At 40.4% G+C, this 18,321-nt stretch carries 10 protein-coding genes; all 10 read left to right on the top strand.

All coding sequences use genetic code 11. The features are described 5' to 3' along the window. Window positions 1-297 precede the first annotated feature (297 nt). The 10 genes from P3L47_RS10685 (at window position 298) to P3L47_RS10730 (ending at window position 18,312) form a co-directional block, all read left to right on the top strand. Window positions 298-861, top strand: a complete 564-nt coding sequence (locus P3L47_RS10685; protein WP_277783607.1) for an RNA polymerase sigma-70 factor — start codon at window positions 298-300, stop codon at window positions 859-861. A gap of 105 nt (window positions 862-966) precedes the next feature. After that, complete coding sequence (locus tag P3L47_RS10690; protein ID WP_277783694.1) at window positions 967-1,926, top strand: FecR family protein; 960 nt, start codon at window positions 967-969, stop codon at window positions 1,924-1,926. A 233-nt stretch (window positions 1,927-2,159) separates the two neighbouring features. After that, window positions 2,160-5,648, top strand: a complete 3,489-nt coding sequence (locus P3L47_RS10695; protein WP_277783608.1) for a TonB-dependent receptor — start codon at window positions 2,160-2,162, stop codon at window positions 5,646-5,648. A 23-nt stretch (window positions 5,649-5,671) separates the two neighbouring features. After that, window positions 5,672-7,477 carry a RagB/SusD family nutrient uptake outer membrane protein gene (locus P3L47_RS10700; RefSeq protein WP_277783609.1) on the top strand — a complete coding sequence of 602 codons (1,806 nt, stop codon included), beginning with the start codon at window positions 5,672-5,674 and terminating at the stop codon, window positions 7,475-7,477. A gap of 105 nt (window positions 7,478-7,582) precedes the next feature. Beyond that, window positions 7,583-9,070, top strand: coding sequence for a sulfatase family protein (locus tag P3L47_RS10705; protein ID WP_277783610.1), 1,488 nt, complete (start codon window positions 7,583-7,585; stop codon window positions 9,068-9,070). Window positions 9,071-9,104: 34 nt separating this feature from the next. Further along, window positions 9,105-10,181, top strand: coding sequence for a uroporphyrinogen decarboxylase/cobalamine-independent methonine synthase family protein (locus P3L47_RS10710; protein ID WP_277783611.1), 1,077 nt, complete (start codon window positions 9,105-9,107; stop codon window positions 10,179-10,181). Between the two features lie 12 nt (window positions 10,182-10,193). After that, complete coding sequence (locus tag P3L47_RS10715; RefSeq protein ID WP_277783612.1) at window positions 10,194-12,260, top strand: alpha-amylase family protein; 2,067 nt, start codon at window positions 10,194-10,196, stop codon at window positions 12,258-12,260. Between the two features lie 140 nt (window positions 12,261-12,400). Further along, window positions 12,401-14,185 (top strand): DUF4838 domain-containing protein, encoded by a 1,785-nt coding sequence (locus P3L47_RS10720; protein ID WP_277783613.1) that lies wholly within the window; start codon window positions 12,401-12,403, stop codon window positions 14,183-14,185. 33 nt (window positions 14,186-14,218) lie between these two features. Beyond that, the gene (locus P3L47_RS10725) at window positions 14,219-16,360 is read left to right on the top strand and encodes a right-handed parallel beta-helix repeat-containing protein (protein ID WP_277783614.1); all 2,142 of its coding nucleotides are present in this window, start codon (window positions 14,219-14,221) and stop codon (window positions 16,358-16,360) included. Between the two features lie 29 nt (window positions 16,361-16,389). After that, window positions 16,390-18,312 (top strand): glycoside hydrolase family 97 protein, encoded by a 1,923-nt coding sequence (locus tag P3L47_RS10730; RefSeq protein ID WP_277783615.1) that lies wholly within the window; start codon window positions 16,390-16,392, stop codon window positions 18,310-18,312. Window positions 18,313-18,321 lie beyond the last annotated feature (9 nt).

Consider the following 18,321-nt stretch of genomic DNA (forward strand, 5'->3'; position numbering starts at 1 on the left):
TTGAAATGAGAATGTCTCAAAAGTCACACTATGGCACGTAGATGACGTAGATCGGTCAGATGAGCATAGATGAATAAATTAAAATCAATCAATAATCTGTGTTCACCTGTTTAATCAATGTCATCTGTGTGCCATTTAGTGTATTTTGACACATCCTTTTGTATTATCACTATTGTGCAACCAAAAAACACCGATGAGGAAATGCTGACTTTAAACTAGATCTCTTAATGTTTTCAGTACATAAAGTGGGTAACTGAGATATTTTGTATATCTTTATCCCCCGTTAGCGATATTGTTATGAAGGAGAGCACTGAGATACAAACGTTTAATCATCTGTTTACGAACTACAAAGATCGCTTTGTTCATTTTGCAAGGACGTATGTGGATGACAGGATGATGGCTGAAGATATAGCCGTTGAAAGTCTGATGTACTATTGGGAAAATCGTCGGAAACTCGATGCTCATACCAATGTGCTGGCATATATATTGACTGTTATCAAGCATAAATGTCTGGATCATTTGCGACAATTACGCGTTCAGGAAGATTATGAGGAATATGTGAAAACTAATGAGACCCGTAAGTTGAATATCCGTATCACCACTTTGGAAGCTTGTAACCCCGAACGGATCTTTTCAAAAGAACTACAGGAGCTGGTTGATAAGGCATTGTTGTCCCTTCCCCCACAAACCCGAGATATTTTTACAAGGAGCCGCTATCATAACCAAAGTCATAAAGAGATAGCCGATGCATTGGGTATCTCTACTAAAGCAGTGGAGTTTCATATTACCAAAGCATTGAAGGTGCTTCGCGTTGCATTGAAAGATTATTTACCTGCATTGTTTTTCTTTGGTATTTGTTAGTAGACCGATCTTTTCCCTTTTAATGAATATTTATTTCAAAAAAGTTCACTTTTCCGTTAGGGATGTTTCCGGCTGGAACGCTTTATATATAGAACGATGAAAAAGATGCAAAAAGAAACATTATATAAATACTTTGAAGGTATCGCTTCTTCGGAAGAAGAAGCGGCTGTTTACCGTTGGCTGGATGCCTCTTCTGAAAACGAAGAAGAGTTGCTGAAGGAGCGCGAGTTCTTCGATGCAATGATCTTGGCCGGAAGTGCAGATGAAAAGGCAGCAGGAGAGAAGCTGGCATTGGATGCGAACAGAGGACCGTTTATTCGTCCCTGGATGCGCGAAGTACTGAAAGTAGCCGCCGTTGTGGCAGTGACGGTAGCTTGTGGATTATACTTCTATGTATCAGAAAAGAAAGAACTGTTGGCTGCAATGAATACGATAACGGTTCCGGCAGGACAACGGGTAAACCTTACATTATCGGATGGGACGACAGTTTGGTTGAATGCCCGTTCAGAGATGGTTTATCCGGCAGTTTTCTCCGGAGCGAAACGTGAGGTGAAGCTGGATGGCGAAGGATACTTCGAAGTAAAACATGATAAGGAATCTCCTTTCGTGGTTCATACCCGGAAATGTGATATAGAAGTATTAGGGACGAAGTTTAACGTGGAGGCCTATTCGGATTCAGAAGAGTTTTCAACATCCTTGATGGAGGGATCTGTGAAAGTGACGGATAATTCCGCTGTCTCAACTTCAGTCCTTTTGAAACCGGATCAGGAGGTTCATATGAAAGATGGCCGGTTGTTAGTTTCATTCATTGATGATTATGATCATTTCCGTTGGCGGGACGGATTGGTTTGTTTTGACAATATCGCTTTTAATGAGTTGATGAAACGTTTCGAAAAATGTTACGGTATATCTATTGTTGTAGAAAATAAGAAGCTGGAAGAATATTCGTGCAGCGGTAAATTCCGTATTTCCGACGGATTGGATAATGCGTTACGAATTTTGCAGCGGAATGCTAAATATACGTTTGAAAGAAACGATGATAATACCATTGTTTATATAAAATAAGTCTAATTAAAAATGAAACAGCCTATGGAACATGAAAAGCAGAGTTAATCTTAAAGAAGAAAGTTAATCTTAAAATGAAATGCCGACAAGTGTCCCCACACCCATCGGCATCCAATTAACACAGTTAAAAATAAATGTATTAATCAATTAGCAACAACAAAGATATGAATAAAAAATTCTTATCGTGGGTTTTCTATGACAAAACCCAACGGTGTAAACACTTTTTTAGAATCATGAAGCTAACCACTTTATTCCTGTTCGTGTTAATCTTCTGTCTACATGCAGAAAACACTAATTCGCAGAATGTCAGGGTTACTGTAAAACAAAATAATACGGAACTATCCAGTGTTTTAACTGACATAGAGAAGCAGACAGATTATTTGTTTGTTTATGACAAATATGTCAATGTGAACCGTAAAGTGTCGGTAAACTTGAATAAAAAGCCTCTTGAGGATGTCTTGAGCCAGTTATTTAACGGTACAGATGTGAAATATACAGTAGATGGTTCGTATATAATATTGTCACCTAAGACTGAAACAGGACATATTGCATCGTTGATAACTCAACAAAAAAAAATTGTAACTGGAATGGTAAAAGATAATTACGGAGATCCGGTTATTGGGGCTAATATCATAGAAAAGGGAACGACAAATGGAGTAATAACCGATATCAATGGTTCTTTCAGTATTAACGTGCCGGAGGGAGCCGTACTACAAATATCATATATTGGATATCTTTCTAAAGAACTGAAAGTTGGAAATGAAACTTCTTTTGATATTGTCCTTCAGGAAGATAATCAGACTTTGGATGAGGTTGTTGTGGTTGCCTACGGTACACAAAAAAGATCAAATCTAACTGGTTCAGTAGATGTTGTCCGTTCCAAAGATTTGGAAAATCGTCCGGTAACCAGCGCCAGTTCCATGTTGCAGGGTAAAGCGAGTAGTATAACTTTTTCTACTCCGTCCGGCGGAAATACACCTGGAAAAAATCCAACCATCCAAATACGTGGACAAGCAGCCCTGAATGAATCGACTCCTCCTCTCGTCGTAATCGATGGAATACCTTCAGAGATGGCTGATTTTAATGCCTTAAATCCGAATGATGTAGAAAGTATTTCAGTTCTGAAAGATGCTGCAGCATCAGCCGTGTATGGAGCACGTGCTCCATACGGTGTTCTTATGATCACGACCAAAATGGGACGAAGAAACGAAAAGCCGACAGTTACGTATGGTGGAAATTACGGAATAGTAAATCCTGTTAATATGCCAAGAATGGCAGATTCCTATACTTTTGGATTATTAAAGAACCAATCAAAAATCAATGCTAAAATGCCAAGAGCATTTACTGATGATAAATTGGATTTGATTTTAGATAATATTCAAAACCCAGGTAAATATACGCTATTGGATTTGGTCCCAGGAGAAGGTAATGACTGGGGATGGGGAAATAAATCTTATTGTAATAACGACTTTATTGATATTTGGTTGCGGTCGTCTTTTCGTCATCAACATGACTTATCTGTAAGAGGAGGAAATGATAAGACGTCTTATTTTGTTTCTACTGGATATGTTTATCAGCCTGGTATTTTTAATTTTGTTGAAGATATAGATAACTATTCGCGTTTTAATATAAATGGAGGGTTAGAGACAGATATTACTTCTTGGTTGAAATTGACTTATCGTTCTCGTTATTCTTATGAGACGACTAAAGAGCCCTGTTTTGAAAATAACTGGGGACGAAAAGCTGTTTATGATTTTGCATATGGTGCATGGCCTGTTACTCCTGTGAAAAATCCAGATGGGTATTATAATGAAGGAAATCGAATAGGTACGGGTGTAGGAGCTGGAAATAAAACAGATTTGCAGCATCGTTTAGATAATATTTTATCTTTAGATTTTAATTTAGCAAAGGGATGGACTGCACATGTTGATGGTACCTGGAGAATGAACTTCCGGGATTATCAGACATTACGAAAACCTGTTTATGGTCTGAGACCCTCGGGAGATCAATTTACTTTCGGAGGAACTGAATCTTCATTGGCTAAGCAAACAGATATGAATCGTTATTGGACTATACAGGGATATACTGCTTATGAACATCAGATTAAGAAACATAATTTCAGAGTCCAGTTGGGTGCTCAGGCTGAGGAAAATATTTACAGAGAATTGTCTGGTACTGCAAAGGATTTGTTTGTTCCGGATATGGATGCCGTATCGATAGCTCAGGGTATACGAACTTTTGATGATAAAATAAACGATTGGGCAACCGCCGGTTTTTTCGGTAGAATAAACTATAATTTTGATGAACGTTATTTTGTGGAATTGAATGGACGTTATGATGGGTCCGGAAGATATTCAAAAGGTTCGCAATGGGGATTTTTCCCTTCTGCATTTGCTGCATGGAATATCAGTAATGAAAGTTTTTGGACGGGAATCAAAGATATCATAAACTTTTCAAAATTGAAAGCTTCGTATGGGACTTTAGGTAATCAGGGTAATTCGGCAGGATACCTGCATATTCCGACAATGGAAGTTGCATCTGAGTCTAATTGGATATTCAATGGAAGTCGTCTTCCTTATGTAAAAACTCCGGGTATTTTGAATATGTTCAGGACTTGGGAAAAAATTACAACTTTAGACCTTGGTCTGGAGATGAGATTACTTGATAGTCGGTTGTCTGCAGAACTTGGATATTTTAATAGACGTTCGTGGGATATTATAGGACCTCCAACTCCTAAAGCTGCTGTCCTTGGAACAAGTGCACCACAAGTGAATAATGCCGAGTTTACGACGAAAGGTTTTGAAATGCAATTGAGTTGGAGAGATCAGATTAATGAAAGATGGGATTATAGTGCATCCCTGAATTTAGCAGATGCTCGTAGCAAAATTACTAAATATAATACATCTTCTAATTCTTTTGGTCAGACATCTGATGGAAAGGAAAAATGGTATGTAGGAAAAGAATTTGGAGAGATTTGGGGATACAAAGCAGAAAGATTCTTGACTAAAGATGATTTTGACGAAAATGGAAAGCTCTTGGTCGATCAAAGTAAGATTCATGCAAACTGGTATCCGGGAGATGTCAAATATGAAGATTTGAATGGAGACGGAGAAATAACGCCAGGTAATTCAACAGTAGAAGAACCGGGTGATAAGAGGATTATAGGTAATTCAACTCCACGATTCAGATATGGTATAAATCTGTCAACGGGCTATGAATTTGAAAAAGCTGGACGTTTAGATTTGTCTTTATTTTTTGAAGGTGTAGCGAAGAGGGATGTATTTATGAATGGTTCTTTCTTTTTCTGGGGTACAGGCGTAAGTAATTCGTTTGCCAGTTCAGTATTCAATAATGATAAACATATGGATTTCTATCGTGATGAAACAACAGAAGCACGTTTACTTGAATATATGGGAGAAAATATTAATTCATATTTCCCACGTCCTTATGATAATGCTGAAGGAAACAAGAATTTCCAGGCAAGTACAAAATATTTATTGAATGGAGCCTATATTCGCCTGAAGAATTTACAATTGACCTATACTTTACCGAAGCATCTGATCTCAAAAGTGGGAATGACAAATTGTCGAGTTTATTTTTCAGGAGAGAATTTGTTCGTGTTGTCTGGATTACCTTCTTATATAGATCCGGAAAATGTTAGTGGAGGTAGAATGTATCCACAACAGGCTGTTTATTCTTTTGGTGTTAATGTTAGTTTTTAATTACATAATCATAGAAAATAGTTATGGCAAATATATTTAAGAAAATGAAGATTGTTCATAAAAATCTTCTTTTAATTCCGTTAGCATTTGTTGCATTTTGTTCGTGTGATGATTTTTTGGATAGAAAACCTTTAGATGAAGTCTCTCAATCAACTTTCTGGAAAACACCGGGACAGCTAGATTCTTATATTTTAGGTAAGTATGACTGGCTTCCTGGATCATTGACAGATTGGGGATTAGGTTATTATGTGGATGACCAAAATTCAGATAACATGGTTATCGGGATGAATCACCCGACTTGGATGAATGGAGAGGATAATACGACTCCAACCAGTGGCGGAAACTGGAAATGGGAAGCCATTCGGGAGATAAATATGTTTTTTGATAATTATGCATTATGTGAATCACCTTTTAGTGCTTATGCTCAAACGTATGGTGAAGCATGTTTCCTGAAAGCTCTTAAATATCATGAATTGGTGAGAAATTTCGGGGATGTGCCCTGGTATTCATCAGTCATATCGGATACAGACGAGGAGATGTTAAACAAAGCACGAGATCCACGTTCGCTGGTTGTTGATTCTATTATGAATCTAATCGATCAATCGGTTGAACATTTAGGTCTTCGGAGTGCAGTGGGGGTAAATCGAATTAATAAAGAAACTGCACTCATCTTTAAATCCAGAGTAGCGTTGTTTGAAGCGACATGGGCAAAATATCATGCAGGTAGTCCTTCTGCGTCGGATGTGGATGCTGATAAATATTTTCGGAAAGTGATTGAAGCCTATGATCAGTTTAAACAACTTTGTGGGGGATTCGAAGGTAAGCTTTATTCAACAGGACATCCGGAGTCGGATTACTATAATCTATTTAATCGGTTTGATTATGCAGATGTTCAAGAGGTCACTTTAAGTAAGAAATATTCAGAGGCCTTAGGTATTAAGAATAATGTAAATGTACAGGCCTGGTGGTATGGCTATTATAATTGTTCATATACCTTAGATCTTATACGTAGTTATTTGTCAAAGGATGGTAAATCGATTGATATAATGGATAGAGCTGTTATTGGAGAAACAGGTGCAGCTTATTTGTCGGAGTTAGCTTCAAAACTTGATCCTCGTTACCGACAAAGTGTATTTACTCCCGGTGATTTATTGAATACTGTTACCCCTGGTTTTATTGATTCATTATTTACGGTACCTCAGATACATATGTCGGAAGCTAGTCGTAATACAACAACTGGATTTGCTCCTAAAAAAGCACATAATCCGGAGGGTCCGCTTCAAAATCAGACTGATCCTTTAGTTTCTGGTATTTCATTCAGAATTCCGGAGTTAATGCTGAATTATGTGGAAGCATATGTGGAATTAAATGGAACATTTCCTGATTTGTCGGATAATATCGATTTATTACGTAAGCGTGTTGGGATGCCTACTTTAACAGAAGTTAAGCCACGGGTAGAATCATGGTGGCCTGATTATGGATATTCGATTTCTGATAATTTGGCAATTATACGACAAGAACGTCGCATAGAATTGGCTGGAGAAGGTTATCGAAGAGGTGATTGGAAACGATGGAGAGCTCATAAACTTTTTGATGGAAAACGTCCGAAAGGATATAGATATAATCAGGATGATTACATTAAATTGGGTTTAAAAATTCCAACTATACCTGTAGATGCTGATGGTTATTTAGACCCGTATGCTGTGAGCTTAAATGGAGGCACATTTAAATTTAATGCAGGGCGTGATTATTTAAGTCCGATTCCAATGGATGAAATGCTTATTAATCCTAATTTGAAGCAAAATCCGGGTTGGGATTCTCCTAAATAAAATATGACAGAGGGTGTTTCAAATGGTAAAGATGGAACACCCTCTAATAAATTAAGAAAGAAATTTTCTATTGTATATCATATAAATTTATAAAATACGGTTACGATGATACTTGATAAAAACATATTATTGACAACCTTGGGTTTATTGACACTCCATACAACAGTGCAAGCAAGTGATAAGCCGAATGTGATTTTTATTTTGGCAGATGACATTGGATATGCTGATTTCGGTTGCTATGGAGCCAAACAAATAAAGACTCCTAATCTTGATAAATTAGCTCGAATCGGAGTGAAATTTACCAATGCGTATTCACCAGCATCGACATCAACGCCTTCTCGTTATGCCTTACTTACTGGAGAATATGCATGGCGGGCTGGGGCCCATATTTTACCAGGGGATGCTCCGTTATTGATAGATACTCAAAAAAACAATTTGCCAAAAACATTTCAACAAGCAGGGTATCGTACTGGTATTGTTGGAAAATGGCATTTGGGGTTAGGTAGCAGAGAGAATAAAGTTGATTTTAATAAAACGATAGTGAATGGTCCTAAAGAAGTTGGATTTGATTATTCTTATATTTTCCCGGCAACCAATGACCGTGTACCATGTGTTTATATTGAAAATGGGAATGTAGTCAATTTATCTAATGAAGACCCTATACAGGTTTCTTATAATCATAAAATTGGAAATAATCCAACAGGAAAAGAAAATCCGGAATTATTGACTCTTCAGCCGAATTTGGATCATGATGGTACTATTGTTAATGGAATAAGTCGTATCGGTTGGATGAGTGGTGGAACAAACGCTTTGTGGAAAGATGAGGAGATGACGGATGTTTTTTTAGATAAAGCTTTACAATTTATTAAAGATCAAAAGGACCATCCTTATTTTCTTTATTTTGCTACTCATAATGCCCATGAGCCACGGATTCCATCTCCTAAATTTAAAGGTAAATCAAAAGCTGGTATTTATGGTGATGTAATTGAAGAATTCGATTATATAGTAGGAGAGGTAATTAAGACTTTGAAAGAAAGTGGAGAATTTGACAATACGATTATTATTGTTAGTAGTGACAATGGTCCAAAGGTAAAAGAGGGGTATGACGATGGTGCTTTGGATAATTTAAACGGACATAATCCTTATTGGATTTTAAGAGGGGAAAAGGGAGCATTAAATGAAGGGGGAGTTCGTGTCCCGTTTATTTTCAGTTGGCCTCAAAAAGTAAAGAAAGGTTTCATTCAAAATCAACCGTTTTGCTATCTTGATATGTTAGCTACTTTTTCTGGAATGTTGGGATTTAAAGAAGAAAATTTGTGTATGAATGACAGTAGAGATGCTTCTCAACTATTTTTTAATTGTCAAGCAGATATCTATCGCCCATATTTAGTTGTTCAGAATAATGGGAGAAATATTGCTATACGGTCTGGAGAGTGGAAATGGATTCCTGCTCAAAGTAATCAAAATGAAGAATTATATAATCTGAAAAACGATCCGTCTGAATTACATAATGTAATGCCTGCTTATTGGAAGATTGCTTTAGATTTGAAAAGGCAAGTTTCTGAATTGTCACAAATTAGAAATAAAGAGTAATCCAAGCTTATATTAATATAAATATTCTTTACACATGGAACTAACAACAAAAAAGGATTACGAAGAATGTGTAAATCGTATAGAAGCATGGTTTGCCGGAGAAATTTTGGATAGGGTTCCTATTCGTTTTCATAGACACAATGCGGAATATGATGTGATACATCAGAGTAACCATCAGACGTTGGAAGATCGTTGGATGGATGCTGAATATCAGGTGGATTGTTTTAAAGCAGAAATACAAGGACATCGTTTTAATGCAGAAACATTCCCGATGTTTTGTCCTAATCTGGGACCGAATGTGTATGCTGCTTTTCATGGCGGGGAGATGGAGTTTGGAGAAACTACATCCTGGTACCATGAAATCATTCAGGATTACGAACGTGATCTTCCTTTACTGCAGTTTTCCAAAGAGAATAAGTATTATAAAAAGATATTGGAGCTGACTCATGTCGCTTTGGAGAAATGTCAGGGCGACTATCTGGTGGGTTATACAGATTTGCACCCGGGAATGGATTGTGCTTTGGCTTGGCGGGGAGTGAATAACCTGTGTATGGACTTGGTGATGGATCCTGAAAATACTAAAAAACTGATGGATTTGTCAACTGCTCATTTTTTGGAAGTCTACAATGAATATGACACAATTTTGAAAGAACATAATATGCCTTCCGGGGCCTGGATGAATATTTCGGTTAATGGAAGGATGCATATACCTAGCGCTGACTTTTCCTTTATGATATCTCCGGCTGATTATATAAAATGGGGTTTGCCTATATTGGAACAGGAAGTGAAAACAATGACACATAATGTTTATCATGTAGACGGGAAAGGTGTTGCCAATCATATAGATGCCATCTTGAGTGTTCCAGAAATACAATGTATACAATGGGTTCAGGGAATGGGAGATGATTATCCTATTATGCAGCATTTGGATTTTATCCGTTATGTTCAATCCCGTAAAAAAGGTATTATTGTGGATTTGGCTAAGGAGGATTTGGATGAATACATGGAAATAATGTCTCCGGATCATACCTTTTTATGGATTGCCACTGAATCTGAAGAGGAAGAATTTGATATAATGAAGAGAGTAGAAAAATGGTGTCGTAAATATTAAAATAGAATTACAATGAAGAAGAATACATTTATATTGTTAGGAGGTTTATTATTAGGGTGTGTAACTGCCCTTAGCGCTCAAACCCTTCCGGCGAATTTTGAAAAGCATTTAAAATCCGCCTCAGTCTCCGTCTCCGGAGATACCTTGATCGCTTCTACCGGTAAGATGGAGCGTAAATGGATATTGAATGAGGCGGGACTTCGTACGGTATCAGTGAAGGACTTGTCTGTAAATAAAGAGTGGGGAAAGGAACAACCGAATGTTGTTTGCGATTGGGACTTGCCCGGAGCGATAACCCCGACATCTAAAGCCGTCTTAAAGGATATTGAAGCCAAAGTGAGCGATGATGATGGATTCATCAATGAACATTTGGAAATAGTTACAACATTTCAGTATGATTCGGCTCGTTTGGAACTTCAACATGTCGTTTGGCTTTTTCCGGATGCGAATGGTTTGCGGACGCAATTGCGGGTGAAGGCATTGGAAGGTTTTAAGTCGGAGGGCTTGCCGGAGAAGGAGACGAGTCGTAATTATTTTGGTCATACTTTGTCGGTGCCAAGTGGACGTGTGGAGTATCTGCCGTTGGATTATTCGGTGAAGAATCAACGCAGGTATTGGGGCTATTACAATAATCCGGGGTCTCGCCATGACCAAAGCCGGGATATGTTGAAAGAAGAGGTGGTTGTAGGTTATCCTGTGTTCCAGGATGAGGACATTAATTGGGCTAGTTGTGTTTCGTCCGAATACGAAAACGAAGGTGTGATTGTCGTTAAGGAATCTCATAAATGCGTGAACCAACAGGGACATAATACGGGAAGTTTCTACGCCGGCCCGAAAGGTTTGTTCGTTACCGGATGGGGATTGAATCCTAACGAGATTGTGCCCGATCGTTTCCGTGAGTGTTGGGCGAACTGGACAATTGTGTATTCCGGTGGAGAAGACGGTATGCAGTTGGCTTTAAAGAAATTCGATCGTACCCGTTATCCGGTATTTCCGGAACGGGATATTATGATTATAAACGATACTTGGGGACCGGCCAATCCGGGTGGAGGACAATTTGCCGCTGAGGATTATTTGTTAAAGGAGATTCCTCTTTTGGCTGATTTGGGTGTAGATGTACTTCGTATTGATGATGGATGGCAGATAAACCCTTGGGGTGGAGAAAAAGAAGTGTTCCGGCCAAGTTATGAGGATGGATGGAAGAATATTATTGAGGCTTGCAAGAAGAACGATGTTAAATTGGGTCTTTGGATTGCCATTCAAAGGGCTAAACAAAAGGATTTATTGTTGAACCTTAAGGAGGCGAATGTGGTTACCTGGAAAGTGGATTTTGACCATTTGAATAACCGCTCGGCTTTTGAAAATCGTTTCAAAGGAATCCGTGAGGTAATGAAGAATGCTTGGATGAAGACGCAGTTTTCCTTCTGCCCGGAGTATGATGATCCGCGATATGGCTGGTATTATGCAAAAGAATATGGTAGCATCTATTTCCAGAATATACAGGAGGCGTTGCCGGAACATCTGATCATGGTGCCTTATCATGTGTTGCGTCAACATTGGCTGATGAGTAAATATTTCAATAGTAATAAGTTGCAGGTCTTACTCCAGAACCCGAAGCGGGTCGATACACGCTATAGCGATGCGGACAAACATGGACATGGCTATTGCTTTGCCATGGGATTGCCGTTTATTCCAGTCTTTTTCCAGAGTGCACAATATCTGGATGAAGCTGGCCGGAAAGAGTTGAAATCTCTTATTTCCCTGTATAAGGAACATCGCGAGAAGATGTTTGACTGCTATAGTTTTCCGATAGGCGAGACACCGACTAATGCTAGTTGGGCAGGTTTCCAGTTTATCAATGACAAGCAGGATGAAGGCTATCTGCTTTTGTTCCGGGAGTTACATAATGGAGAGGTTAACAAACCGATTCAATTGAAATTCTTGGCAGGAAAGAAGTTGAAAATATCCAACTTGAAAAGTAAGCAGACAAAAGAAGTAGAGGTATCGAAGGATGGTTTTGTTACTTTTACAATCGACAATCCGGTAGATTATTCTTTCTTACAATATAAAGTGATGTAATAAGCAATAATAATCCACCCAATAGGCAATTATTTGCTATTTTGTATGCTCTAAAAGCTATTTACTTTTGTTGGTAATTTAAGGTAATATTGTACATTTTTGTGCAATCGAGAAGCTTATAAAACAAATATAAATAAACGATGAAGATATACCAACATTTAATACTTGGAGGGGTAGTGGCGATGTCGCTACTCCTCTCTTGTCAAAACGGTCCATTAATATTAACTGACCAGGGACGAAGTGACTATGTAATTGTAGTATCTTCGGATGTTACAGAAAGTGAACGACATGCCGCTAATGAGTTTAGCCGGTTATTGGCTTTGAGTAGCGGTGTTACTTTACCGGTGGTTTTGGATACGGAGTCTGACGGGCGGCATGAAATTTTGATAGGTGCCTCCTCGCATACCGATATTGATACAACCCAACTTGCAGAAGACGGATTTACGATTCGGACAGAAGGAAGACGCTTGTCGATTGTTGGTGGCAAAGATAAAGGAACATTATACGGAGTTTATTTTTTCTTTGATCAATATCTTGGATATCGTTGTCTTTCATCCGAGGTATTTGAGTATCCGAAACTTGAACAGGTTGAGGTTGGGAAGATAGATGATACACAGGTACCGGTTAATCTATTCCGTGATACGCATTATCGTGATGCGTTTGATCCGTTCTACTCTGATTGGCATAAGATCGATCATTGTACGTTAGACGGCGTGACGGATGGTGAATGGGGATATATGGTTCATACATTTGAATTGTTGGTTCCGCCTGCTGAATATTTTAAAACACATCCCGAATATTATGCGTTGATTGACGGAAAGAGGAATCCGGCTCAGTTGTGTCTTTCCAATCCGGAGGTATTTGATGTGCTGGTGAAGAATTTGGAAGATGCGATGGCTCAGTTTCCGAAAGCCACCTACTGGTCGGTCAGCCAGAATGACAACTATGGGTATTGCCGTTGTGAGAAATGTGCGAAACTGGATGAGCAGGAAGAGAGTCACAGCGGTTCAGTCTTGGATTTTGTGAATCGGGTGGCTGAGCGTTTCCCCGACAAAGTAATTTCAACGTTGGCCTATCAATATAGCCGTAAGCCGCCTCGCTCAATCGTTCCGCGTGAAAATGTGCAGATTATGCTTTGTAATATTGAGTCGGAGCGCCAAGCACCTATTGCTACCAATCCGAATGATAACTTTGGTGACGATCTTCGTGCTTGGGGTAAACTGACTCGGGATATTATGATTTGGGATTATGTCGTACAGTTTAGAAACCTGGTAAGTCCGTTCCCGAACTTACGGGTCTTGCAACCGAACATTCGGTTTTTCGTAGAGAATGGAACGAATGCCCATTTCCAACAAGGGAACCGGGAAATAGGCGGTGAGTTTTATGAATTGCGCCAGTATTTGATTGCTCGTTTGCTTTGGAACCCCAATTGCGACATCAATGCAGAAATGGATGATTTCTTGAAACACTATTATCACGAGGCAGCCCCTTATATCCGCCGGTATATTGATCTGATGCATGATGAACTGGAGGCTTCCGGTGAGAAGTTGGGTATCTTTATGAATCCGGAAGATTATTGCGAAAAAGGTTTTTTGCGGGATGAGTTGATGGAGCGTTACGAAGCTATATTTACTCAGGCAATGAAGGCCGTCGACGGACAACCGGAAATATTACAACGGGTGAAGGTGGCTCATATGCCACTTACGTATGCTTTGTTTAATATAGCGAAAAAAAGAGGAACGGCAGATAGGCGTTGCTTCGAACAGATAGATGGAAAATGGCGTACGCGTCCGGAAATTCTGACTCGTCTGGATGAGTTCGTTACCCTTTGCCGTGAGACAGGAGTTACACGTCTTTCGGAGTGGCATACGACACCGGATGAGTATGATGTACAGATGCATGAGTTCTTTCAGGGTATCCATTAAAGTAATGTAATACTAAAAACAACCTTTTATAGAATGAAAAATATAGTTTTATCAATACTAACACTATGGTTTATAAATCCCGGAGTATATGCAGACCAGGTTGTCTACTTGTCTCCTACGGGTAGTGACGATGGGAAAGGAACCGTCGAATCACCTTATTATTCACTGAATAAAGCGATAGATGGGCAGTTGGATAACCGGAGTGAAACGGATACTTTGTTTATAAAGGTGGCAACAGGCAACTATTATATGGATCGTCCTTTTGTTATTGATCGACCGTCTTCTCGTCCTATTATCATCCAATCGGACGGAGACGTAGGTAAACCTTGTTTCATAGGTGGTGTGTCTGTTAAGGGTTGGCAAAAATATGGAGATAAGTTATACCGGGCTTATGTGCCGGAGGTGACCCGTTATGGATTGGAGTTTGAGCAATTATATGTAAATGGAAAGCGGGCAATTCTGGCCCGTACTCCCAATACGGACTGGCATTATGTAAAAAGTTCTTCCGAGATTCCCTTTGTGAAGGGTGTCCGCTTTGCTGATTATGCCGTTCAGCGGATTAATCTCAATCAGGAAGACTGGCAGGAGATGAGTAAACTACAACCTTCCGATTTGCAACAGTTGAAATTCCGGTTTTATCACAAATGGGATATCACTCATAAACGTGCGGCCTATGTGGATGTCGATTCAGCTTTTATTTATGTGAATGGGAAGGGGATGCATCCCTGGAACCAGATACGGGAAGGTTCCCGCTATTTGATGTATGATTATATGGAAGCGTTGGATACACCGGGCGAATGGTATCTTGACAGGAATACGGGATATCTGTATTATATGCCTTATGAAGGGGAGAACATGGAAACTGCCGAGTCCTTTGTACCTTCGCTTGAACAGCTGGTTGTGTTTAAAGGGGAAGCCGGAAGTCCGGTGAAACATGTGACATTTGAAAACATCTCTTTTAAATATAGTTCCTATCGAATGCCGGAACATGGAGAAGAGCCTATGCAGGCGGCTGCCTTTACTAAAGCTGCGTTATCATTTGATTTCTCCGAATATATATCTTTGATCAATTGCGAAATAGGTCATATCGGAACTTACGCTGTCTGGTTCAGGCAAGAGTGTCACAATAATAAAGTGGAACATTGTTACCTGGCTGATTTGGGTGCTGGTGGTATTAAAATTGGCGAACCTTATTTCAGGTCAGATAATCGTAAGGTCACCAGCCATAATGTGATACATAATAATATCATAACGCATGTCGGACGTGAATTACCCAGTGGTATTGGAGTTGCTATCTTTCATAGTAGCGATAATCAAGTGACTCATAACGAGATTTCCGATCTATACTATTCCGGCGTTTCTGTCGGTTGGGTGTGGGGATATAATGACTCTCCGGATCTTTGGACACATCATCTCAATTTTAGGGGAGAAGCTGAGTTTTACCAGGCAAAACTGAAAAGTCCGGCTGTCAGGAATATCATCTCATATAACCATATCCATCATATCGGCTGGGGAGAACTGTCGGATATGGGAGCTGTTTATACGCTAGGTGAATCGGAAGGAACAAAGGTGACAAATAATGTCATACATGATGTCTTGTCTTATGACTATGGTGGATGGGGACTTTATACCGATGAAGGATCTACCGGTGTTGAGATGAGTAATAATCTGGTATATAGATGTAAAAGTGGTGGCTTCCACCAGCATTACGGCAAGGATAATAAGATAGAGAACAATATCTTTGCTTTCGGTCATTATTACCAGGCACAATACACCCGTGCCGAATCGCATTTGTCGTTCCATTTCAAGCATAATATTATCTTGCAGGAGCAGGGGGAAACATTGGCCGGTGCCTGGGAGACAGGTTTGTTGGATATTGATTCTAATCTGTATTGGCATTTGAACGGTGAACCGAAGTTTGGCAAATATGCATTCAAAGAATGGAAGAAGCTGAAAGAACCTCATTCCGTCTATGCCGACCCTCTGTTTAAGGCTCCTTTGTCGGATGATTATACCTTTTTATCTGCAAAGGCTGTTCGTAAAATAGGTTTTAAGCCTTTTGATTATTCGAAAGCAGGAGTTTACGGGAAAAAAGACTGGGTAGAGAAGGCCCGCCTGAGTCCGCAGACGTTGGATGACTTTCAACAGAAAAGTCGGGAACGATTGAAGAAATAACAAGATACAAACACTTTATAAGAAACAGAATGAATAAACGAATTCTATCAGGAGCCTTTCTGATCGCTCTATTGGGAATGTGCTCATCATGTACAAATAACGACTATACATTATCCTCACCCGACGGCAACCTGGTTATGCAACTCCGTCCGAATGAGGAGGGAGAGTGGACCTATTCTTTCCAGGCGGAAGGCACTCCGCTCATCAACGAATCTGAATTGGGCTTTGAACTGGTTGGTGACGATGACATACCGGGCGAAGGCTGGAAAGTCAATGATGTCTCCAAGAGAAAAGTGCGCGATGTGTGGAAACCGATATGGGGAAAACGTACGGAGGTGGATGACCATTTCAATGAAGTGGTCCTTGAATTGAGCCGTAAGGGTGCTTTCCCGGAAAAGATAACCTTGGTAGCACGTGCCTACAACGACGGTGTAGCTTTCCAATACCGTATTCCTGAAGACCTGGCGGGAGAGGCCAAGGTGGAATCGGAAGAAACCTCCTACAACTTTGCCGGCGATTATACGGCATGGTATTACAACGGAGAATATCACAACCTAGGTCCGGAAAGACTGACGGAAACCGGAGAGGAACGATTGCCGGTAATGACGATCCAAGCCGGCGACCGCCATTTTATGGCTATCCATGAGGCAGACCTGCGTACGGGTGAACCGCTCCGGTTGAAGTCGGAGAAAGGGAAAACGGAATTTACCGTGGCTTCCAAACCGTCTGCCTTAGTCCCCGGATATGCCTCCGCCTGGCGTGTCATCATGCACGGCAACCAGCCGGGTGAACTGGTCGACTCGCATTTAATAGAACTTCTCAACCCCGACCCGGATCCTTCGTATGACTTCTCCTGGGTAAAACCGAGCGTCGCCCTGTGGGATTGGCGTATCGACGGTGCGGAATGGGAAGGCTTTAGGTATACGATGTCTTACCCTTCCTGGATTCGGATGGTTGACTTCGCGGCCGAACAAGGCTTCAAGTATCTGGTGCTGGATGCCAACTGGTATGGTCCAGAGTTTGAATCAGATTCTGATCCGACAAAGGGAGACAAGGCACGCGATGTGCAAAAGCTGATTGCGTATGGAAAGGAAAAGGGCGTAGGCATCTGGCTATATCTGAATGATGTGGGAGGACGTCAATACCCTATCGAGGAGACGTTGAAGCAATATGGCGAATGGGGTGCAGCTGGTGTGAAATACGGGTTTATGAGCGGAACGCAGGAGGAGAAAAACCATCGTACACGGATGATTACCGAACTATGTGCCCAAAATCATCTGCTGGTGGATTACCACGACGGCCCTGTACACCCTTATGGACAGATGCGTACTTGGCCGAATGCCGTCACGCGCGAATACAATTTTGCCCAGTTGGATGCTCATCGTGTGTTCGAACCGAAGACCTTCGTCACTTCCGTATTCGTCAATATGGTGGCCGGTCCGCTGGATATGAACAACGGTATGTTCGACCTGCGCCAGGGACCTACCACCCGCGTGGACAATAATCAGGAATGTCCTTCGACTGTCGTATCTGAGGCGGCTCGCACCTTGATAACCTTCTCCGGTGCCACCATTCTTCCGGATATCCCTGAGTATTATAAGAAATATCCGGAGTTGCTCGATTTCATCTCTTCCCAGAAGATGCCTTGGAAGGAGAGTCGTACATTGCAAGGTGTAATTGGCGAATACATAGTCATGATGCGTCAGACGGAGGAGGCTTATCTGGTAGGCGCAGCCACGAATGAATCCGGTCGTACCATCAACTTGGCGCTTGATTTTCTGCCTGAAGGTAACTATTTGGCTGAGGTTGTGGAGGATGGAGATAATGGGCATTATCTAAACAATCGAGAAACGTATAAAGCATCGAAGAAAGAGGTGACCAGTAAGGATACGATTACGCTTACGTTGGCACCAGGCGGAGGCGCTTGTTTGAAAATTGCAAAGAGTAAGTAAAAAACATTC

The sequence above is a fragment of the Parabacteroides chongii genome (assembly GCF_029581355.1).
Taxonomy (GTDB): Bacteria; Bacteroidota; Bacteroidia; order Bacteroidales; family Tannerellaceae; genus Parabacteroides; species Parabacteroides chongii.